General features: G+C 74.5%; 17 protein-coding genes. 8 read left to right on the top strand and 9 right to left on the bottom strand.

From position 1 onward, the window contains the following. Positions 1 to 348: 348 nt before the first annotated feature. The 7 genes from mscL to ACZ6NC_RS29010 all read right to left on the bottom strand — a co-directional run bounded on the left by mscL (position 349) and on the right by ACZ6NC_RS29010 (position 9,595). Positions 349 to 807, bottom strand: coding sequence for a large conductance mechanosensitive channel protein MscL (gene mscL, locus ACZ6NC_RS28980; RefSeq protein WP_465736714.1), 459 nt, complete (start codon positions 805 to 807; stop codon positions 349 to 351). A gap of 128 nt (positions 808 to 935) precedes the next feature. Further along, positions 936 to 2,129: a DegT/DnrJ/EryC1/StrS family aminotransferase gene (locus ACZ6NC_RS28985; RefSeq protein WP_465736715.1), complete on the bottom strand. Its 1,194-nt coding sequence runs from the start codon at positions 2,127 to 2,129 to the stop codon at positions 936 to 938. Beyond that, positions 2,126 to 3,796, bottom strand: coding sequence for a hypothetical protein (locus ACZ6NC_RS28990; RefSeq protein ID WP_465736716.1), 1,671 nt, complete (start codon positions 3,794 to 3,796; stop codon positions 2,126 to 2,128). The genes ACZ6NC_RS28985 and ACZ6NC_RS28990 overlap by 4 nt, the downstream gene beginning before the upstream one ends. Then, positions 3,796 to 4,854 (bottom strand): GNAT family N-acetyltransferase, encoded by a 1,059-nt coding sequence (locus ACZ6NC_RS28995; RefSeq protein ID WP_465736717.1) that lies wholly within the window; start codon positions 4,852 to 4,854, stop codon positions 3,796 to 3,798. The genes ACZ6NC_RS28990 and ACZ6NC_RS28995 overlap by 1 nt, the downstream gene beginning before the upstream one ends. A 59-nt stretch (positions 4,855 to 4,913) precedes the next feature. After that, positions 4,914 to 6,059, bottom strand: coding sequence for a glycosyltransferase (locus ACZ6NC_RS29000; RefSeq protein ID WP_465736718.1), 1,146 nt, complete (start codon positions 6,057 to 6,059; stop codon positions 4,914 to 4,916). Next, positions 6,056 to 7,933, bottom strand: coding sequence for a nucleotide-binding protein (locus ACZ6NC_RS29005; protein ID WP_465736719.1), 1,878 nt, complete (start codon positions 7,931 to 7,933; stop codon positions 6,056 to 6,058). The genes ACZ6NC_RS29000 and ACZ6NC_RS29005 overlap by 4 nt, the downstream gene beginning before the upstream one ends. 522 nt (positions 7,934 to 8,455) lie before the next feature. Next, positions 8,456 to 9,595, bottom strand: a complete 1,140-nt coding sequence (locus tag ACZ6NC_RS29010) for a glycosyltransferase family 4 protein (RefSeq protein ID WP_465736720.1) — start codon at positions 9,593 to 9,595, stop codon at positions 8,456 to 8,458. Between the two features lie 314 nt (positions 9,596 to 9,909). On the opposite strand from ACZ6NC_RS29010, the gene ACZ6NC_RS29015 reads away from it, so the two are divergent. The 7 genes from ACZ6NC_RS29015 (at position 9,910) to ACZ6NC_RS29045 (ending at position 17,348) form a co-directional block, all read left to right on the top strand. Beyond that, complete coding sequence (locus ACZ6NC_RS29015) at positions 9,910 to 11,025, top strand: glycosyltransferase family 4 protein (protein WP_465736721.1); 1,116 nt, start codon at positions 9,910 to 9,912, stop codon at positions 11,023 to 11,025. 159 nt (positions 11,026 to 11,184) lie between these two features. After that, the gene (locus tag ACZ6NC_RS29020; RefSeq protein ID WP_465736722.1) at positions 11,185 to 12,111 is read left to right on the top strand and encodes a slipin family protein; all 927 of its coding nucleotides are present in this window, start codon (positions 11,185 to 11,187) and stop codon (positions 12,109 to 12,111) included. Between the two features lie 182 nt (positions 12,112 to 12,293). Next, the gene (locus tag ACZ6NC_RS29025; RefSeq protein WP_465736723.1) at positions 12,294 to 12,977 is read left to right on the top strand and encodes a thiol:disulfide interchange protein DsbA/DsbL; all 684 of its coding nucleotides are present in this window, start codon (positions 12,294 to 12,296) and stop codon (positions 12,975 to 12,977) included. 147 nt (positions 12,978 to 13,124) lie between these two features. Further along, positions 13,125 to 14,030: an ABC transporter permease gene (locus ACZ6NC_RS29030; RefSeq protein ID WP_465736724.1), complete on the top strand. Its 906-nt coding sequence runs from the start codon at positions 13,125 to 13,127 to the stop codon at positions 14,028 to 14,030. After that, entirely contained in the window at positions 14,020 to 15,219 is a 1,200-nt protein-coding gene (locus ACZ6NC_RS29035) for an ABC transporter ATP-binding protein (protein ID WP_465736725.1), read from the top strand. Before ACZ6NC_RS29030 ends, ACZ6NC_RS29035 begins: the two co-directional genes overlap by 11 nt. Positions 15,220 to 15,222: 3 nt before the next feature. After that, complete coding sequence (locus ACZ6NC_RS29040) at positions 15,223 to 16,422, top strand: glycosyltransferase family 4 protein (protein ID WP_465736726.1); 1,200 nt, start codon at positions 15,223 to 15,225, stop codon at positions 16,420 to 16,422. A gap of 50 nt (positions 16,423 to 16,472) precedes the next feature. Further along, the gene (locus ACZ6NC_RS29045; RefSeq protein ID WP_465736727.1) at positions 16,473 to 17,348 is read left to right on the top strand and encodes an alpha/beta fold hydrolase; all 876 of its coding nucleotides are present in this window, start codon (positions 16,473 to 16,475) and stop codon (positions 17,346 to 17,348) included. A gap of 24 nt (positions 17,349 to 17,372) precedes the next feature. On the opposite strand, the gene ACZ6NC_RS29050 is transcribed toward ACZ6NC_RS29045, so the two are convergent. Continuing rightward, positions 17,373 to 18,119 (bottom strand): SAM-dependent methyltransferase, encoded by a 747-nt coding sequence (locus ACZ6NC_RS29050; RefSeq protein WP_465736728.1) that lies wholly within the window; start codon positions 18,117 to 18,119, stop codon positions 17,373 to 17,375. Positions 18,120 to 18,143: 24 nt separating this feature from the next. Then, complete coding sequence (locus tag ACZ6NC_RS29055; RefSeq protein WP_465736729.1) at positions 18,144 to 19,322, bottom strand: glycosyltransferase; 1,179 nt, start codon at positions 19,320 to 19,322, stop codon at positions 18,144 to 18,146. 18 nt (positions 19,323 to 19,340) lie between these two features. Here ACZ6NC_RS29055 and ACZ6NC_RS29060 point away from each other — a divergent pair, with 18 nt between their 5' ends. Next, on the top strand, positions 19,341 to 20,117 hold the full coding sequence (locus tag ACZ6NC_RS29060; protein ID WP_465736730.1) for a glutamate racemase: 777 nt from the start codon (positions 19,341 to 19,343) through the stop codon (positions 20,115 to 20,117). Positions 20,118 to 20,295 lie beyond the last annotated feature (178 nt).

Genomic DNA, 20,295 nt, shown 5'->3' on the forward strand with positions numbered 1-20,295 from the left:
AGTTCAGGCCAGGTTCGGGCCGGGGTGCGGCCTCGAACGGAGCCCGGACGGGGCCGGCGAAGGCCGGTGCGGTGACGGGGCGATGGACGGTTCGGGTTCCGGCGAAGAAACTTTTGCGGGCGGGGCGTGCGCTGGCGCATTCGAGCCCCCGCCGGAGGGCCGACAGGGGCTCGTGAATGTTTCGGGGATAAATTTCCCGTGAGAGCCGGCCAGGGGTGCGAAGCCCGAGGTCAGCGGGCCTGCGCGACCGTGGGCCGGTGGGCCGTGGAGGTGCGTGCCGTGCCGTGGTGTCGTGTGTGCCGTGCCGTGGACGTACGTGCCGTGCCGTGCGTGCCGAGGGTCCGGGCGTCAGCGGGCCTGGGCCGGCTGCTGGTGGGAGGCCTGGGTGGGGAAGCCCGGCCGGCCGGCCACCTCGGAGGTGCAGAACGAGCAGCGCACCGCCGCCACCGGGATCGGGCTCAGGCACTCCGGGCAGTCCGCCTTGGCGACCGGTGCCGGCTTGGCGCCGTCCAGCTTCACCTGGAGCTTGCCGACCGGCACCACCACGATGAAGTAGATCACCGCGGCCACCAGCACGAAGCTGATCAGCGCGTTCACGAACACGCCGTACGGGAAGTCGGTGCCGGCGACCGCGAAGGTCTTCTGGGTGAAGTCGCCGACGGCGCCGGTGGCGACGCCGATCAGCGGGGTGAGGAAGGCCGTGACGAACCCGGTGACGACGGCCGTGAAGGCCGCGCCGATGACGATGCCGACCGCGAGGTCGACGACGTTTCCGCGCAGCAGGAAGCTGCGGAATCCCTTGAGCACCGGGTGACTCCAAATCCGTACGGGGGAGGGTGAGATGGGACCGCGGGCCCCGGCCGGACATCCTGCCGACCGGGGGCGCCCGCGGTCCAACCGCGTTCACCCGATCCGCCTAACCGGGCGGGGGCCGGTCAGGCGGTGCGCAGGCGCTCCGCGTACGGCTGGATCCGGGCCACCGCCGCGGCGACCCGGCGTACGACGGGTGCGTCCATGTGCGACCAGAGCGGAACGGTGAGCACCGAGGAGGCCAGCCGGTCGGTCACCGGCAGCGCCTCGGCCTGGCCGAGGTGGGCGTAGGCGCGCTGGCGCTGCACCGGCGGGTGGAAGTAGCGGCGCGAGTCGATGCCCTCGGCCCTCAGCGCGTCGGCGAGTTGGAGCGCGGTGAGCCCGAAGGCAGCGGCGTCCAGGATCAGCGTGAGGTCCTTGAAGGTGGAGACGTCGCCCTCCTCCGGCAGGGCCAGCCGCAGCCCCGGCAGGCCGGAAGCCTCCGCGGCGAACCCGGCCACAAGAGTGCCCCGATGGGCCACCCGTTCGGGCAGCCCGGCCAGCCAGTTGAGGCCGACGGCGGCGTGCAGTTCGCTCATCCGGGCATTCAGGCCGGGGAAGAGCGTGTCGTAGTCGCCCGGGTTGCCGTAGTCGCGGGCGGTGCGCAGCCGGCGGGCGAGGTCGGCGTCCCGGGTGGCGACCAGGCCGCCCTCGCCGGCCACCGCGACCTTGGTCGGGCTCATCGAGAACACCTCGGCGTAGCCGAAGTTGCCGACCGGCACGCCCCGGCGGCGGCTGCCGAAGCCGTGCGCCGAGTCGTAGACCAGCGGCACGCCGGCCGCGTCGGCGACCTCCTGGAGCCGCTCGACCTGGCAGGGCGTGCCGTAGACGTGGGTGGCCATCAGTGCGGCCGGGCGGTCGGCGGCGGCGAGCCGGGCGGCCGCGTCCTCGGGGTCGAGGGTGATGTCCTGCTCGCGGGCCTCGGCGAACACCGGGGTGCCGCCGGCCCAGTGGGCGGCGTGTGCGGTGGCGGAGAAGGTGAAGCCGGGCATCACCACCGGGCGCCCGCCCCCGACCCCGGCGGCCTGGAGTACCAGCATCAGGCCGGCGGTGCAGTTGGAGACGGCCACCACGTGCGGCACGTCCAGCAGCTCGGCGGCGGTCTCCTCCAGTTCGGCGACGGTGCGGCCGTTGGTCAGCTGCCCGCTGTCCAGGACGGTGCCGAGCCGCTCCAGCAGCGCGGCGCGGTCGGGGACCCGCACCCGGGTCAGCGGGAGTCCGTCCGGGAACGCGGGCGTGCCGCCGAGGGCGGCGGGCAGGGCAAGGGTGTCGGTGGTCATGGCGCGGTGGATCCCCCCTGGAACGGTGACTGGGACTCGGAGTTGCCCGGCAACGGGAACCGGCGTGCCGACGGTGGCCGGGACGGTGACCGGTACGAGGGCTGCGACGGCGAGCGGGTCGAGAGCTGGGACGAGGGCAGCGACGGCGAGCGGGACGAGGGAGCTGCCTCCGGGCGGCCCGCACCGCCGCCGCCGGCGGGGTGGATCTCGGGCGGCCGCCGCCGCCCGCCCCACTGTCCGGGCGCGACCCGCCAGACCGGCGGTGAGCGGCGCTTGGCCGGCCCGCGGGTGGCGGTCGCCGCCGGGACGACCAGCAGGACCAGCACCAGCGGCAGCACCTGGACGCGCTCGCGCGACAGGATGCCCATGTTGTTGATGGTCGAGAAGGCCCAGCAGAACAGCAGCGTGTAGACGGCGGTGAAGGCGAGGTACGAGCGCTGCACGAACAGCCGGGGCAGCCGGCTCAGCCGCGGCCAGCTGCGGATGAACATCACCAGCAGCGCGAAGCACTCCACCGACTGGATCAGGTTCTGGATGTTGGACGCCTCGAACGGGAACGGCCGGAAGAGCACGCTGACCACGGCGACCGGCAGCCCCGCCGGGTTGAGGCTGAACTGGGGTGCGGCGTCCTCGGGCGCGGTCGCGCTGATCATCGAGTTGCCCTGACTGGTGCGCCGCGAGGTCTCCGAGAGCACCTGGTTGACGGCGTCGCCGCCGGTGCCGTCGGTGCCGAAGAAGGTGGAGACCTGCTGGAGCATCAGCACCGCCATCGCGCCCAGCACCACCGCGGTCAGGATGGTCCGCAGCGGCCCGAGCGCGCTCGCCTGCTGCGGGCGCTTGCGCAGCACGTACGCGACCATCAGCCCGGCCCCGGCGAGCGCGGTGACGTGCGGGCGGACCATCGCGGTGCCGAGCGAGCCGAGCGCGATGCAGGCGAAGGCGCCGAAGCGGCGGTCCAGCAGCCGGGCGGTGCCGTAGGTGGTCAGGCCCAGGCAGAACATCATCCAGGCGTCCTTGCCGATGCTGGACGGCCAGAACAGCAGCGAGGGCAGGAAGAAGACCAGCTTGGCGTACCTGCGGGTGTCCGCCTCGGGGAACGCGATCTGCAGCGCCCGCCAGAACAGCAGCAGGCCCCAGAACCCCAGCCAGGAGAAGACCAGGAAGCCGCCGATCAGCGACGGCCCGGTGATCGCGTAGACCACGCCGGTGACGATGATGACGAAGCCCGTCCCGGCGACCTTCATCCCGAGGTCGTAGTGGACGCCGGCGAACAGGTCGGCCTGGTCGAGGTAGGCGGCGAGCTCGGTGCCCTTCTGGTGGTACATCTTGGCGTCGGCCGCGCCGCCGTACAGCACGAAGGCCATCAGGTAGCGGGGGAAGGCGCAGAGCAGCTTGGCCGTCATGGCCAGCAGCAGCAGGCGGAACACGTCCCGTTCGGGGTTGGCGGCGGCGATCCGGGCCAGGACCGGGGTGCCGATCGCCATCAGCGCGGGGAGGATCAGCAGTGCGCCCCAGGTGTCGTACGAGGTGTGCACCATGGCGAGCACGAACAGCGTGACGTAGCCGGTCACCAGGGCGGCCGCGACGGTGGAGGGCCAGGGCACGCGGGTCAGTGCGGCCCGGGCGCGCTGGAGCGCGGCCCGGGCCGCCGGGGCCGGCCAGGGCATCAGAAGACCTCCAGGTCGCCGAGGGTGAACCGCCAGTCGGCCAGGGTCAGTTCGGTGCGGCCGGCCGGGGTGCGGGCGGCCAGCCGCATGCCGGTGCGCGGTGCGCGCAGGTAGCCGGTGCGCAGCGCGGCTGCGCCCGCCTCGGTGCCGGGGGAGAGGTGGGTGGCGACGTGGTCGCAGCCGGACTCGTGGGCGGCGGCGCGCAGCAGCCGGGCGGCGCTGTCCCGGTCGCCGGGGCGGACCAGGACGTCGGCGAGGGTGAACTCGGCCAGCGGGCCGCGCCGGCGGGGCCGGCCGAGGGCGAGGCCGGTCAGTTCGCCGCCGCGGTGGGCGGTGAGGACGCGGTAGTCCAGGCCGGGGGCCCGCCCGTAGCGCCAGTGCAGGAACTCCGGGGTGCGGCGGACGGCCAGGCGGGGGTCGGCGGAGTCGGCGGCGGCCCGCTCGCGCAGCAGCTCGGCCAGCGGCCCGTCGGCCGGCTGGGTGTCGAACCACTCTCCGGCGGTGGGGAGTTGGCAGACGATCGGGGCCGTTGGCCCGGCCGGCCGGCGGTCCAGTGCGGCGCGCACCCCTCGGGCGAACGCCGCCGGGCGCACGGCCCGAAGTGCCACCGGGACTTGCCCGAGCTCCTGCCAGCCCATCGTCCGGTAGCCGGGCAGGCTCTTGCCGTTGGGCGTGTTGAACACCAACTCCGCTTCACCGGAGACCTGTTCGAGCAGGTCCAGGGTGAGCCGGCGGAAGATGCCGCGGCCCTGGAAGTCCGGGTGGGTGGCGGTGTCCACCGGCCGGACTGCGGCGACCGTACGGCCGGTGGCGCCCTCGTGCCACTGCCAGCGCAGGAAGAGCCGGACGCCGGCGAGGCGCCCGTCCCGGGTCTCGGCGAGCAGGCCGGGGCTGGCGCCGAACGGGTTCTGCCGGTGCTTCCAGGTGAAGAACTCGGCGGTGCGGGTGCCGGTCGGGCCGCCGGCCAGCGAGGCGGTCAGCAGGTCGAGTACCGCCGGGAGGTCGGCGTCCGTGAGCGGGCGGAAGGTCGGCTCGGCGGGGGCGGGCAGGGCACTCACGTCCGGACTCGCACTCATTTCGGTGGTAGGGCCTACGGAGGAGGCGGTGGTCGGGGGGTTCAGCGCCGCAGGACCTGCTCGTACACCGCCTCGACGGCCCGCTGGGCGCCCGCCACGTCGAAGCTCTTCGCGCGCTCCCGGGCCGCCGCGCCGAGGCGGTCGCGCAGCTCCCGGTCGCCGGCCAGCCGGGCCAGGGCCTCGGCCAGCGCGCCCGGGTCGCCGGGCTCCACCAACAGGCCCTGCCCGCCGTCCTCCAGCACCTCCGGCATGCCGCCGACCCGGGTGACGACGGATGGCAGGCCGCTGGTCATCGCCTCCATCAGGGCCACCGGCAGGCCCTCCTGCCGGGAGCTCAGGGTGAACACGTCCAGCCCGGGCAGCAGCAGCGGCACGTCGGAGCGCGAACCGGCGAACAGCACGCTGTCGGCGACGCCCAGTTCGGCGGCGCGGGCGCGCAGTTGGCCGTCCAGCGGGCCGGCGCCGACCAGGACCAGCCGGGCCTGCGGGCACCGGCGGCGCAGCGTGGCGTGGGCGGCGAGCAGAGTGGCCTGGTCCTTCTTCGGGGTGAGGTTGCCGACCGTGCCGACCACGAACGCGTCCTGCGGGAGCCCGAGTTCGGCGCGGGCGGCGGCGCGGGCGGCCGGGCCGTCGGGGGCGCCGGTCAGGTCGGGGCCGTGGTGCACCACGTGCACCCAGGCGCCGGGGCGCCGGCGGGCGGCCGGGATGGTCCGCTCGACGGCGTGCGAGACGGCGATCACCGCGTCGTTGCGCCGGTAGGTCAGTGCGTTGGCCCAGCGGGTGGCCGGCCGGTAGCGGTCCCAGACGTTGTGCTCGGTGTGCACCAGGCGCGGGGACCCGGCGGTGGGCGCCAGCAGTCGGGCGGCGGCGGCCGGGATCGGCATGTGGGTGTGGACCAGGCCGTATCGGCGGGTGACGAGCAGCCGGCGCAGCCGCAGCGGCCAGCGCGGGTCGGCCCGGCCGGGGGTGCCCGGGCCGGTGCCGTTCCCGGGGGTGCCGAGGCAGTGCACCCGCACCCCGGCCTCGGTGAGCGCGGGGGCTAGGGCGTCCTTCCACGGCAGCACGTACGCGACCTCGATCTCGTAGCGTGAACGGTCCGCGTGCCGGGCGCAGTTGAGCAGCAGCTGCTCGGCGCCGCCGCGGCCGAGGCCCTTGGCCAGCCAGAGGACCCTGGTCGGCCCGCTCACCGCTCCTCCGCCTCGCGCAGCAGGGCGGGCTCGCCGTGGTCGCCGTCGTCCTTGGAGCCCTGGCCGCTCTGATCGCCCTGTCCGACCCGGCCGCCCTGACCGCCCTGACTGTTGGCACTGTGGCCGTTGGCGCCGTGGCCGATGGCGCCGCGCCGGGCCCAGCTGGGCGCCGACCGCTCGGCCGACCGCTCGGCCCAGCGCTCCTCTGCCCGCTCCTGTGCCCGCTCCTGCGTCGCCGCCGGCGCGGCAGCGCGCGGCAGGGCGGCCTGCGCCGAGCGGCCGCCGAGCACCGCCGGACCGCCGCCGCCCGCCGTGCTGCGCCGCCGACGCCCGGCCGGGCCGTAGGTGCCGAGCAGCGCCACCCCGGCCACCGGCACGCCGGTCCGGGAGAGCAACTCCGCCACCCGGTCCGCCTGTTCCGGTGTCACGTTGCCGCTCCGCACCGTCACCAGTACCGCGTCGGCGTGCTGGACCAGGTCGTACGCGTCGTTGGCGTGCAGCAGCGGCGAGGTGTCGACCAGGATCACGTCCGCGTGCCGGCGGGCCCGGCGCAGCACCTCGGCGGCCCGCAGTACCAGCGCGGCCGGGTACGCGGTGGTGTTGCCGCCGGTGATCAGCGAGACCCCCTCGACGTTGGTGGGCCGGATCAACTCGTCCAGCTCGCCCAGCTGTTCGCCGCTGAGCAGCTCGGCCATGCCCGGCCCGCCGCCCACGCCGAGGTGGGCGTGCAGCTGCGGGTGGCGGAAGTCGCAGTCCAGGACGAGGACTTCGCGCCCGGTCTCGGCGAGTGCGGCGGCCAGGTTGGCCACCGTGGTGGTCCGCCCGTCGCCGCTGCTGCCGGAGGCGACCAGGACCACCGGCGCCGGCTGGGTGAGCCGGCGCGCGACGGCCTCGGCCGGCTCCCGGCCGTCCTGGTCGTGGGCCGGCAGCGCGAGCGCGTCCGGTCCGGTGAGCAGCAGGGTGGAGCGCAGCGACCGGTACGCCTCGGCTGCCGGGTCGGATGGCCGGGCGCGCACCAGCGGCTCGCGCAACCGCCGCAGCCGGCGGGAGAGTTGCGGCACCTCGCCGATCACCGGCAGGTTGAACGCCTCCTCGACCGCGTTACGGGTGCGCAGCCGGGTGTCCATCCGGCTGAGCATCAGCGCGGCGACGACGCCGAGGGCGAGCCCGAGGCCCACCGCCAGGCCGAGCCGGACGCTGCGGGTGGGCGAGGAGAGCAGGTTGCTGGTGCCCTGGCGGGCGTCGATGCTGCCCCACTGCTGGATGGCGTCGGTCTGGGCGCCGTTCTGCAGCTTGCTGATCGCGGTGAGCGTCGCGGTCAGCGAGGTGGACGCGGCGGTCAGCTTGGGCTGGAGCTTGGGCTGGTCGCCGGCCGAGGAGCGGTTGAACTGCTGCTGGATGTCGTCCAGCGCCTTCTGCTGGGCGTCGGCCTGCGACTGGAGCTTCTTGATGGTCTCGGCGGCGCTCTTGGCGGACTCGTCGCTGAAGCCCTTGATGATTGCGGCCGAGTAGGCGGCCGCCAGGTCGGAGCAGGACTGCTGGGTCGGCCCGGTGGTCGCTATCGACAGCATCTGGGCGCTGTCGGCCGTCACCGTCCGGCGGGCGATCACCGCGGCGGCGTCGGCGATGCCGAGCTGCTTGGCCGCCGCTGTCGCGACGTCCGAGCCCTGCGCGTACGAGAGCACCTGGTCGGCCCGTACCGTGTCGCCGGCCCCCGCGACCGGCGTGATGGCGACCTTGCACTTCCATTTGGCGTTGTCCACCGTGTCGCCGGCCGGGGTCAGCAGCCAGCCGACGATGAGTGCGGCGAGCGTGCAGCCGACGAGCAGCCGCCAGTACCGCCGCAGGACGGTGAAGTGGTTTGCCGGTTCCACCGGTTGGATCCCCTCGCGTTCGTGGTGCGATGGTGCTGTGGAACTCCCGCCCGGGGGCGGCCCGTTCGGGAGCGCGGCGGTCCGGGTGCTGCTAGGGCCTGCCTTGTGGATCAGGCCGGGCCCGCGACGCCATGGCACGCACCTCGCCGCGTTGTCGTCGGTCGCCGATGTTCCCCAGCCTGGCGGCCGGGAGGTGCCCCCACCGCATGGACTCCCTCCTCCGCCTTGCGATGCACGCACCCTGACGCCGCGGCCCGATCCGACCTGATCCACAAGGCAGGCCCGAGCTGTGCCGGACTCGCGGCACGGCGGAATCCCTCGGCTGATGTCGCAACTCGCCCCCCTGACGACTCGCTCCCCGGCGTTCCCCGGCCGGCGTCGCCGCGCAAGCCCGCCCTCGGCCCGCCGCCCCCGCCGGTCCCCCCTGCGATGCTTGCCGAGCCGCGACGTGCGGCGCAACCGCTTTGGCGATACTGGGACCGGTCGATTCCCGACGAATGGCCCGGTGATGGCCGGAACCCGTCAGACCGGGCGCACCCGTAGCGAGCGCTCGTAGAACTCGACCATCTGCGCCGACACCTGGTGCAGCGTGAACGAGGTCAGGAACCGGGCCCGGGCCGCCTTCGCCCGCACCCGGGCCGCCGCCCGGTCCTCCAGCGTGTCGGTGAGCGCCGCCGCCAGCTCGGCCGGCCGCTCCGGCGCCACCAGCCGGGCGTAGTCCTCCGAGCCGACCGTCTCGCGCAGTGCGGGCACGTCCGCGCAGACCAGCGGCACGCCGACGCCCATCGCCTCCATCGCGGCGCTGCCCAGCCCCTCCCAGCGGGAGGGTACGGCGAACGCGTCGGAGGCGGCCATCAGGTCGAAGACGTCGTCGCGCGGCCCGAGGAAGCGCACGTTCCCGGCCGCCTCGGCGAGCGCGGTCAGCCGGGCCGTCTCGCCGCCCTCGCTGCCGGCCAGCAGCAGCACCGCCTCCGGCTCGGCGCGCAGCACCCCGGGCCAGGCCTCCAACAGCACGTCCAGGCCCTTCTGGTACTGCTGGCGGGCGGCCGCGAGCACCACCGGGACGTCCTGGGGCAGGTCCAGCGCGGACCGGACGGCGGCCCGCCGGTCCGGGGTGACGGTGCCCAGCAGCTCCGGGTCCCGCCCGCGCGGGACGACGTCGATCCGCTCCCGCGGCACCCGCAGCCGCTGCGCCATCGCCCCGGCCACGTACCGGGTCAGGGCGTGGAACCGCCGGGTGCCCTGGGCGGTGGCGGCGTCCACCGCCTGCGCGGCCCGCACCTTCCACGGGCTGAGCCCGCGCGCACCCAGGTGCTCCGGGCCGTACGACGAGTTGACCAGGCTGGAGACCACCGGGGTGCGCGCCGACAGGGCGGCGGCCCGGCCGAGCACGTCGGACTCGTAGAGCGTGGTGTGGACGAGGTCCGGCCGGCGCTCCCGGATCAGCCGGTGCAGCGCTGCGCCCGTCCGTCCGCGGGTGTCCCGGCCCATGCCGAACACGTCGGCCCCGGCCCCGGTCAGCTCCGGCTGGAAGCCGCCGGGGGAGTCCTTGAGGTACGCGACGTCCAGTTTCACACCGGCCCGCACCAGTTGGGGGGCCATCGCCACCAGACCCTGCTCGGCCCCGCCGACCCGGCTCACGCTGTCGATCACATAGAGCACATGCACAGGCCAACCCCCGCCCTCCTGGGGCGCGCCCGGTCTCCCATGCCGGCCGGCACCCTGATTGCCGATCAGCATCGCAGGTGGCGACCGCCGCCCGCCAGGGAATCGGCCAGGACGCTCCACCCGTCGCGTGGGCGGCCGGGGGCGGCCGGGGGCGGCCGGGGGGCGCGCAGCAGGGCGCACAGCCGGTGCGCCCGGCGGGTGACGGCATCCGGCGGAGCCCTGCGGCAGCACCCACGCGGGCGCGCAGACCACCACGGGCTCGCGCGAAGGGGCTGTCACGCGCCGGTCCCTGTGCCAAGGTCGTTCCCATGCCCGACGCGACGCCGGCGAAGAAGGCCGGAACCCGCCCCCGCATCCTGCACCTGATCACCGATCCGCGCCGCCGCGGCGCCCAGAACCTCGCCAGGGACCTCCACCGGGAACTGCGCCGCCGCGGCCAGGCCTCCGCGCTGCGCGCCCTCGCCCCGCACCCCGACGCCCACCCGGACGCGCCCGACACCCGAGCCACCACCGTGCTCGGCCCCGGCCGGCTGCACCCCGCCACCCTGCGCGCCCTGCGCGCCGCCGCGCGCACCGCCGACCTGGTCGTCGCGCACGGCTCGTCCACCCTGCCGGCCTGCGCCCTCGCCCTGGCCGGCACCCGAACCCCGTTCGTCTACGTTTCCATCGGCGACCCCCGGCACTGGACGGCGAGCCCGCTGCGTCGGCTGCGCACCGGCGTCCTGCTGCACCGCGCGGCCGCCGTCACCGCACTGGCCGACGAGGCCCGCGCCGTCCTGCAGGACCGGTTCCGGCTGTCCGCCGGCAAGGTCCGCACCATCCCCAACGCCCGCGCCGCCGACCGCTACCCGCCCGCCGACGGCGAGGCCGGCCGGCGGGCCGCCCGGCACGCCCTCGGCCTGCCCGCCGAGGGCCTGCTGGTCGCCTGGATCGGCGCGATAGCGCCCGAGAAGCGGCTCGACCTCGCCCTCGACGCCCTCGACCGGCTCCCCGACGTCCGCCTCGCCGTGGCCGGCGACGGCCCGCAGCGCGCCGCCCTCGAACAGCACCCGGCCGCCGCCCGGGCCCACTTCCTCGGCACTCTCGCCGACCCGGCCCCGCTCTACCGGGCCGCCGACGCGGTGCTGCTCACCAGCGACAGCGAGGGAGTGCCCGGTGTCCTGATCGAGGCCGCACTGGCCGGGCTGCCCGCCGTCGCCACCGACGTCGGCTGGGTCCGCTCGGTGGTCCGCGACGGTGTCACCGGCGCACTGGTCGCCCCCGGCGACCCGCTCGTGCTCGCCGAGGCGCTGGCCAAGGTGCTGGCCGGCGACCGTGCCGCGCTCGGCGCCGCCGCCCGCGAGCACACGCTCGCGCAGAACGAGCTCGGCGTGGTGACCGACGCCTGGCAGGTCCTGTTCACCGAGCTCTGGCGCCGGAGCTGACCGGTCCGGAGCCGGGGCGGGCACCGACGACGCGTCAAAACGGCACCCGCCCTGGGAACGGACGCGGGACAGGCGCATACTTCGCTGCGCGGCGCGCCCGTACGACGGAGCCAGCAGGGACTCCGCCCGGGTGCGCCGGCACGGGGAAAGGTCACCGGCATGGTGGTACTCGCGGGCCTGGCGGCCCTTGGAATTCTCTGGCTCGCCACCGGCGTACGGGTGGTGCAGCAGTACGAGCGGGGTGTGGTCTTCCGGCTGGGCCGGGTGCGCGGCCGGGTGCGCCAGCCCGGCCCCGCCCTGCTGTTGCCGGTCATCGACCGGATGCGCAAGGTGAATGTGCAGGTCATCACCATGCCGGTGCCCGCCCAGGAGGGCATCACCCGGGACAACGTCTCGGTACGGGTCGACGCGGTGGTCTACTTCCGGGTGGTCGACCCGGTGCTCGCCACCGTCGACGTGCAGAACTACGCCTTCGCCATGTCGCAGGTCGCACAGACCTCGCTGCGCTCGATCATCGGCAAGAGCGAGCTCGACGACCTGCTGTCCGGGCGGGAGAACCTGCACCGCGGGCTGGAGCTGATGCTGGAGAGCCCGGCCGTCGGCTGGGGCGTGCACATCGACCGGGTCGAGATCAAGGACGTCGCGCTGCCCGACTCGATGAAGCGTTCGATGGCCCGGCAGGCCGAGGCCGATCGGGAGCGGCGTGCCCGCATCATCACCGCCGACGGTGAGTTCCAGGCCGCCGCGAAGCTCGCCCAGGCGGCCGAGATGATGGACAGCACGCCGTCCGCGCTGCAGCTGCGGCTGCTCCAGACGGTCGTCGAGGTGGCGGCGGAGAAGAACTCGACCCTCGTGCTGCCGTTCCCGGTCGAGCTGCTCCGCTTCTTCGACGGGGCCACGCCGAAGGCGGGCACCGTCCCGCGGCAGTCGCCCGAGCCGGCCGGTGAGCAGCCGCCGGTCGGCGAGCAGCGACCGGCTGGTGAGCAGCGGCCGGCCGACGAGCCGCCCGCGCTCGCCAAGGCCGAGCCCGCGTCCACGCCCGCGGTGGTCCCGCCGCGCCCGGAGCACGCGCCGCGCCCGGAGTGACGCAGGGCCCGGAATGACGCAGGGCCCCGGCCCGGGCCGTGCCTGCCGCCGTGGCGGCGGCAGGCTCCGGGCCGGGGCGCCGCCCGCGCTGGGCTGCCCGTGCTGGGCCGCCCGGGTGAATCCGCCCGCGCCGCACCGGTGGAACCGGCCGGTCGCGGACCGTGGCCGCAAGGATGCCCGGTGTGAAATCGCTGCTGAGGTCCACCGTCCTGCTCGCCGTCGCCACCGGGATCGCCGCATCCCCCGTCCAGGCCGGCGCGGCCACCCATCAACCAGCCACCGAGGGTTCCCAGTTCACCCGCCTCGACCACCCGCAGGCGGCCCGCGCGAGCGCCCGCACCGACGCGCTCGAGTTCTTCTGGTACGACTGCGGCCACTCCCAGCAGCTGGAGAAGCCGCTCCAGGCCTGGGCCGAGAAGCACCGCGAGGACGTCGACCTGCGCCGGGTGCCCGCGATCTGGCCGGGCAGCCGCGAGGAGGTCACGCAGCGCGGCCACGCGCGCCTCTACTACACGCTGGAGCGCCTCGGCCTGGTCGAGCGCCTGCAGACCAGCGCCTTCCGCGCGATCCACTCCAACAAGCAGGACGTCACCACCGAGAACACCGCCACCGACTGGGCGCTGCGCCAGGGCGTCGACCAGCAGCAGTTCCGGGACGCCTACCGCTCCGCCGACGTGCAGCGGGCCGTCGACGAGGCCGCCGCACTGTTCGTCCGGTACCGGATCAACGAGCTGCCCACCGTCATCGTCCAGGGCGAGCACCGGACCTCGCCGACCCAGGCCGGCGGCGTCGACGCGATGCCCGGTGTCATGGACCAGCTGGTGCAGCAGGACCAGCAGCGCAACCCACGCTCGCCGCGGTTCTGACCCCGACCCGATCACCTTCACCGAACCGACCCCCGGCGACCACACTCTGTGCCAGAGTGGACGCCGGGCCGCACCGCCTAGGCCGGGAACTGCCGTGGCGGGAGGCCCACTTCTCGATTCCGGCGGTACCGGAGAGGGCAGGGGTCCGTGGGGGGACAACGCGCGCAGCTCGTCGACGAGCGCGACAGCCAGACATCGGCCGCTCCGAGGCGGCCCGCGGCCGCCGACGGGCCGCCACCGGAGCTGGTCTTCAAACGCCACCTGCGACCCGCGCAGGTGGCCCGGGAGCTGTGGGGCGCGCGTGAGCTGGTCCGCGCGCTGGCCGAGCGGGACCTTCGCGCCCGCTACAAGCAGGCGGTGCTCGGCTTCGCCTGGGCGGTGCTGACCCCGCTCGCGCTCTGTTCCATCTTCACGCTGGTCTTCCACCGCGCGGTGAAGATCGACACCGGTACGGCGGCCTACCCGCTCTTCGCCTATGTCGGTCTGATCGTCTGGCAGTTCTTCAGCAACACCATGAACCAGGGCGCGCTGAGCCTGGCCAACAACCTCAGCCTGCTCAACAAGGTCTACTGCCCGCGCGAGGTCTTCCCGCTGGCCACCATGCTGGTCGCCAGCGTGGACATGGTGATCGGCATCGGCGTCCTCGGCCTGCTCTTCCTGATCTTCTGGACCGCCCCCGCCGCGACGTTCCTCTGGGTGCTGCCGCTGCTGCTCATCCAGTTCGCCTTCACCTACGGTGTCGCGCTGATCCTCTCGGTGGCCGTGGTCTACCTGCGCGACGTCCGTCACCTGCTGCCGATCATCACGCAGATGGGCGTCTTCGCCACGCCCGTCGCCTACCCGCTGGCGCAGATCCCGCAGCGCCTGCAGGAGATCTACGTCGGGTTCAACCCGCTCGGCGCCGTCATCGAGGGCTACCGCGGGGCCCTGCTGTACGGGGACGCGCCGGACGTCACGCTCACCTCGATCGCCGCGGTCTCCTCGGTGGTGTTCCTGGTCGGCGGCTACCTGCTGTTCAAGAAGCTGGAGACGGGGATCGCCGATGTCGCCTAGCCAGACGTACCCCCTGGGCACCATCCGCACCGACCAGGTGTGGAAGCGCTTCAAGGCCGACCAGCAGCGCATGCTGCTGCGCGACAAGGTGGACTCGCTGACCCGCCGGCTGCGCGGCGAGAAGGGCGAGGACTGGCGCTGGGCGCTGCGCGACATCACGATGCACATCGAGCCGGGCGAGTCGGTCGGCCTGATCGGCTCCAACGGCTCCGGCAAGTCCACCCTGCTGAAGATGCTGACCCGGGTGATGTACCCGTACGGCGGCGTGATCGACGTACGCGGCCGGATCGGCGCCCTGATCGAGATCCGGGCCGGCATCCACCCGGATCTGACGGGCCGGGAGAACATCTACCTGTTTGGCGCGTTGCTCGGCCTGCGGCGGCGCGAGGTGGCCACCCGCTTCGACGACATCGTGGAGTTCGCCCGGCTCGGCGGCGCCATCGACCGGCAGGTCAAGTTCTACTCCTCCGGCATGCAGATGCGCCTCGGCTTCGCCGTCGCGGCCTACCTGGAGCCCCATGTCCTGCTGGTGGACGAGGTGTTGGCGGTCGGCGACGCCGTCTTCCAGCAGCGCTGCCTGGACCGGATGCGCGAGGTCGCCGAGCAGGGCACCACGATCGTCTTCGTCTCCCACGACCTGCCGGCCGTGGAGTCGATCTGCCGCCGCGGCATCTGGCTGGAGCAGGGCTCGGTGCGGGTGGACGCGGGCATCAAGGAGGCGATGGCCGGCTACCGGGACTCCATCGAGGCGCAGTCCGAGGCCGGTGGCCGCACCGGCGAGCCGTTGCAACTGCTCAAGCACGCCGTCCGGGGCGAGGACCGCGACAGCCTGACCACCGACGAGCCGATGACGATCGAGCTGACCCTCGGCGGGGACTACCGCGGCGACGCCACCCTGCACCTGGGCGTCAGCGAGGGCACCTCCAGCCCGATCTTCCAGATCAGCCACGAGATCCGGCTCACCGGCGAGGACCATCACGTCGCCTGTGTGGTACCGAGGTTGCCGCTGCCGCGCGGCCGGTACACGCTCTGGGCCGGCGTCTACGGCATCGGCCGGACCGACGGTGGGACGCTGATGAGCTGGCACTCGGTCGGCCAGTTCGACGTGTTCGGGCCGATGCTGGACACGCCGCCGCGCGCGGTGGTGCTGGCCGCGCCGGTGTTCGTCCCGCACCACTGGGAGGAGTGAGCCTTGCGACCTGTCCGGGTGCTGGTCCATCTCAACAACCTTGCCCTGGGCGGGGCCCAGCTCAACGCGGTCGACATCGCCCGCACCCTGCGTGACCGCGGCCACGACCCGGTCCTGTTCGCGCAGGGCGTGGCCGGCCCCGCCCCGCTGGTCGAGGTCGCTGCCGGGCACGGCCTGGAGGTGGTGGTCGCGGGCGGGCCCGACACCCCGCACGCCGAGATCCGCCGCCGTCTCGGCCGTCTCGCCGCCGAGCACGGCAGCCAGCTGCTGCACGCCTGGGAGGTCCGCGCCGCCCGCAACTCCTACTTCGGGCCGGGGCGTTACGGCCGGCTGCCGGTGGTCACCACCTTCTACGGCATCCGGATGCTGCGCGGCCTGCCCCGGCACCAGCCGCTGGTGCTCGGCCTCGGTGCGCTGATGGGGGACGGCCGGGCCTTCGGCCATCGTGACGTCAGCCTGATCGAGCCGCCGGTCAACACCGCCACGGACGCGCCCGGCCAGGTGGACGGCGCCGCGTTCCGCCGCGAACACGGCATCGGCGACGACGAGTTGCTGCTCGCCATCGTGACCCGGCTGGTGCCCGCGCTGGAGAAGGACGCCGGTGCCGAGCTGACCGTCGACGCCGTCCGGCAGTTGGACGACCCGAGGGTGCGGCTCGTCGTCGTCGGCGCCGGGCCGAGCCTGGAGAAGCTGCGCGTCCGGGCGGCCGGTGCGAACGCGGCGCTCGGCCGCCAAGCCGTGCTGGTCCCTGGCCAGTTGGCCGATCCGAGGCCTGCCTACCAGGCTGCCGACATCGTCCTGGGCATGGGTGGTTCGGCCCTGCGCGGCCTGGCCTTCGGCAAGCCGGTGGTGGTCCACGGTGCGGCCGGGTACACCGCCGTGCACGAGCCGGGCCCGCTGGTGGAGCCGCACGCCTCACGCTGCATGTACGGCTTCGGCGACGGCTCGCGCGCCCCGGAGGCGCTGGCCGGACAGCTCCGCGGCCTGCTGGACGACCCCGGGCGCCGGCAGCAACTCGGCTCCTGGGGGCGGGATTGGGTGGTCGGACGGTTCTCGCTGGAGAGCGTGACCACCGCCTTCGAGGAGTTGTACGGCCGGGTGCTGGCCCGGCCGGCCCGGGTGACGGGCTGGCTGAAGGACCTCGAACAGATGACGCGGTACGAGTTCACCAAGCCGGCCGCGCTGCGGCTGCTGCGGCGGTGATCGCGGGGGCCCATTGCTTCTAACCTCTATTGCGGTGTTTAATGGTTAGCATGAGCGAGCTGACGATCCCACACATCCGGCACCGCCACGTCGACGTCGACGGCCTGCGCGTCTTCTACCGGGAGACCGGTCCGAGCGACGCGCCCGTTCTCCTGCTGCTGCACGGATTCCCCTCCGCCTCCCACCAGTTCGGCCGGCTCCTCGACGCGCTCGGCACCCGCTACCGCCTGATCGCCCCCGACTACCCCGGCTTCGGCCACAGCGCCAGCCCCGCGCCCGGCGACTTCCCCTACCGCTTCGACACCCTCGCCGACGTCGTCGAAGGCTTCTGCCTGGCCCTCGGCCTGGACCGGTTCGCCCTCTACGTCTTCGACTTCGGCGCCCCCGTCGGCCTGCGGCTGGCCACCCGCCACCCGGAGTGGATCACCGGTCTCGTGGTCCAGAACGGCAACGCCTACGAGGAGGGACTCTCCGACCAGGCCCGGGAGTTCATCGCCAACCGGCACGGCGTCGACGGCGCCGCCGAACGGGCGCGCTCCATCCTCACCCTGGAGATCACCCGCAGCCAGTACGAAGGCGGCACCGGCGACCCGGAACTCGTCGCCCCGGACGGCTGGACCCTCGACCAGCACTTCCTCGACCTGCCGGGCCGCAAGGACATCCAGGTCGAACTCGCCCTCGACTACCACTCCAACGTCGCGCTCTACCCCGTCTGGCAGGAGTGGCTGCGCACCCACCGGCCGCCGACGCTGATCGTGTGGGGCCGGAACGACCTCTTCTTCACCGAGCCCGGCGCCCGCGCCTACCTGCGCGACCTGCCCGACGCGGAGCTGCACGTGTTCGACACCGGGCACTTCGCACTGGAGGAGAAGCTGCCCGAGATCGCCCCGCTGATCGACGACTTCCTCGCCCGCACGCAGAAGTGAACGTCCGCCGGAGGCGGCCGGCCGTCAGCCGAGGCGCAGCAGGTAGGTGACGAAGCCCAAGGTGCCCCGGTAACCGTGCAGCCACTCCGCACGGTGCCGGTCCGCCGCCTCGCGGGCGGCCGCCGCGTCCGGGTGGTCCGGGTGGTCCAGCGCCCACTCGGCCAGCGAGCCCGTCCAGGAGAGCTCGTAGTCGTCCCACTCCTGCGGGCTGCTGACATACCCGTACACCGGCGTCCAGCCGTCCGCGAGCACCTGGTCGGTGGTCGTCGCCAGGTCGGCGTAGTCGTCCCTGGCCGCACCCAGGCCGTCCAGCGCGGCCTGGGCGGGCTCGCGCTCCCAGAAGGCCTCGCCGACCAGCACCAGGCCGCCCGGGGCCAGGTGCTCGCGGGCCGCGGCCAGGGTCGGCAGCAGGCCGCCGAAGGCGTGCGTCGCGCCGATGTCCAACACCAGGTCGAACGGCTCGGCGGTCTTGAACTCCCGGGCGTCCAGGTGGTGCAGGCCGATCCGGCGCTCCACCCCGAGAGCCTGCGCGGTCTCCCGGGCCCGGGTCAGGGCCGACGCGTCCAGGTCCACCCCGACCGCCGTCCAGCGAGGACGGGCGGCCAGCAGGCGGAGCAGCCAGCCGCCCTCACCGCAGCCGAGGTCCAGCGCCCGGCCGGCGTCGGAGCGGGCGGTCGCCCGGGCCAGCAGCCGGGTCACCGACTCGTCGGCGACCGGCGCGGCGATCGGGTGGTGGGCATGGGCGAGGCGGGAGATCATCTGGCGGTCCATCCGAACAGTGTGGACCAGCCGGGGTCAGTACGTCCGGCCTTTCCAGGCGGCCCCGCGCCCGCGCCAGTGCTGCACCGCGGAGTCCACCGTCATCAGCAGGTAGAGCGCCGCCGTGAACGGCAGCAGCAGCGCGGCCGGCGCCGGCTGGCCGTAGTAGCGCAGCATCGGCACGAACGTCCCCGCCATCAGCGCCCACGCCGCCCCGCCCGCCGCGGCCACCGTCCAGCTCCCGGTGGCCAGGCCGGCCAGCGCCGCCACCGGCGGCACCAGGTACACCAGCGCCAGGCCGACGACCGTCCCGAGCAGCAGCAGCGGCGAGTGCCGCAACTGCGCGTACGCGCTGCGCGAGACCATCCGCCAGAGCTGGGCCAGCCGCGGGTACGGGCGGACGCTGTCCACCTGCTCGGCCAGGCCCAGCCAGGTCCGGCCGCCCGCCGCCTTCACCGCGCGGGCCAGCGACACGTCGTCGATCACCGCACCCCGGATCGCCGCCACCCCGCCCACCCGCTCCAGCGTCTCCCGCCGCACCAGCGAGCAGCCGCCCGCCGCCGCGGCCGTCCGGGCCCCGGGCCGGTTGCTGCGGCGGAACGGGTACAGCTGGGCGAAGAAGTAGACGAACGCCGGCACGATCAACCGCTCCCACCCGGTCTCCACCCGCAGCCGGGCCATCTGCGACACCAGGTCCAGCCGGTTGCCCTCGGCGGCGGCCACCAGCTCGGCCAGCGAGTCCGGACCGTGCGCGATGTCCGCATCCGTGAGCAGCAGGTAGTCGGCGTCCGGACCGGCCAGATCCACCCCGTGCCGCAGCGCCCACAGCTTGCCGGTCCAGCCCGGCGGCAGCGGGGGAGGGGTGGTGACGGTCAGCTCCAGCCCCCCGGGCGTGGCGAGCGCCCGTGCCAGCGCGCCGGTCCCGTCCGAGCTGTGGTCGTCCACCAGCACCACCCGGGCCCGTCCCGGATACTTCTGCGCCAGCAGGCCCGGCAGGCTGAGCGGCAGCACCTCCGCCTCGTCCCGGGCCGGCACCACCACCACGACCTGCGGCCAGCGGGCGGGCGGCCGGCGCGGCGGCAGCCGGACGTCGGTACGCCAGAACAAGCCGTGGCAGCACGCCAGCCAGAGCCAGACCAGCAGGGAGAGCAGGGCGATCCACAGCAGGACGGTCACCCGGGCAGTCTGCCGCACCCGGGGCCCGCAGCGACGCATCGACTAAAGTCTTGCCCTGTGAAGATCGCACTGATGGACTCGGGAATCGGCCTGCTGGCCGCCGCTGCCGTTCTGCGGAAGCTCCGCCCGGACGCCGATCTGGTGCTCTCCTCCGACCCCGCCTCGATGCCCTGGGGCCCGCACACGCCCGAGGAGATCACCGCGCTCGCCCTCGGCTGCGCGCGGGCGGCCGCCGCCCTCGAGCCGGACGCCCTGGTGATCGCCTGCAACACCGCCTCCGTCCACGCGCTCGCCACCCTGCGCGCCGAACTGGAGCCCGCGCTGCCGGTCATCGCCACCGTCCCGGCCATCAAGCCGGCCGCCGCCCTCGGCGGCCCGGTCGCCATCTGGGCCACCCCCGCCACCACGGGCAGCGCCTACCAGCGCGGCCTCATCCGTGACTTCTCCGGGACGGCCGCCGTCACCGAGGTCGCCTGCCCCGGCCTGGCGGACGCCATCGAACACGGCGACGACGCGGCCATCGACGCGGCCATCGCCGACGCGGCCGCCCGCACGCCGGCGGGCACGGCGGCCGTCGTGCTCGGCTGCACCCACTACGAACTGGTCGCCGACCGCATCCGCGCCGCCGTCGCCCCCCTCGCAGCCCCGCACCTCACGCTGCACGGCTCCGCCGACGCCGTCGCCGCCCAGGCCCTCCGCCGCGTCGCCGACCCCGGCCGCACCGGCAACGCCACGCTCACCGTTCTGCACGCCGGCACCGCCGCGGCGCTCCCCCCGGCGGCCCTCCTCTACCCGCAGGGCCCCACCCTGATCACCCCGGCCCCGGCGGTCTGACGGGCGGGAGCGGGAGCGGAGGTGCCGGCCCGGTCGCCGGAGCACCAGCTCCCCGGCCGACCGGGCCGTAGAGCCTGACCGCCACGCGCGTCGGCGGAGACCCACCTGCCGCCGCACCCTCGCCGCGCCACTCCTGCCGCTCCCGGCCTCCCAGCCGCTCCCTGGCCGTCTCCGGCTG

This window comes from Kitasatospora sp. NPDC041988, assembly GCF_055588525.1.

Bases quoted from the DNA above. Each gene is read 5' to 3' on its own strand.
- ACZ6NC_RS29035 (WP_465736725.1), top strand. From the start codon at position 14,020: ATGTCGCCTAGCCAGACGTACCCCCTGGGCACCATCCGCACCGACCAG.
- ACZ6NC_RS29055 (WP_465736729.1), bottom strand. From the start codon at position 19,322: ATGCGTCGCTGCGGGCCCCGGGTGCGGCAGACTGCCCGGGTGACCGTC.
- ACZ6NC_RS28990 (WP_465736716.1), bottom strand. From the start codon at position 3,796: ATGCCCTGGCCGGCCCCGGCGGCCCGGGCCGCGCTCCAGCGCGCCCGG.
- ACZ6NC_RS29045 (WP_465736727.1), top strand. From the start codon at position 16,473: ATGAGCGAGCTGACGATCCCACACATCCGGCACCGCCACGTCGACGTC.
- ACZ6NC_RS28985 (WP_465736715.1), bottom strand. From the start codon at position 2,129: ATGACCACCGACACCCTTGCCCTGCCCGCCGCCCTCGGCGGCACGCCC.
- ACZ6NC_RS29050 (WP_465736728.1), bottom strand. From the start codon at position 18,119: ATGGACCGCCAGATGATCTCCCGCCTCGCCCATGCCCACCACCCGATC.
- ACZ6NC_RS29020 (WP_465736722.1), top strand. From the start codon at position 11,185: ATGGTGGTACTCGCGGGCCTGGCGGCCCTTGGAATTCTCTGGCTCGCC.
- ACZ6NC_RS29015 (WP_465736721.1), top strand. From the start codon at position 9,910: ATGCCCGACGCGACGCCGGCGAAGAAGGCCGGAACCCGCCCCCGCATC.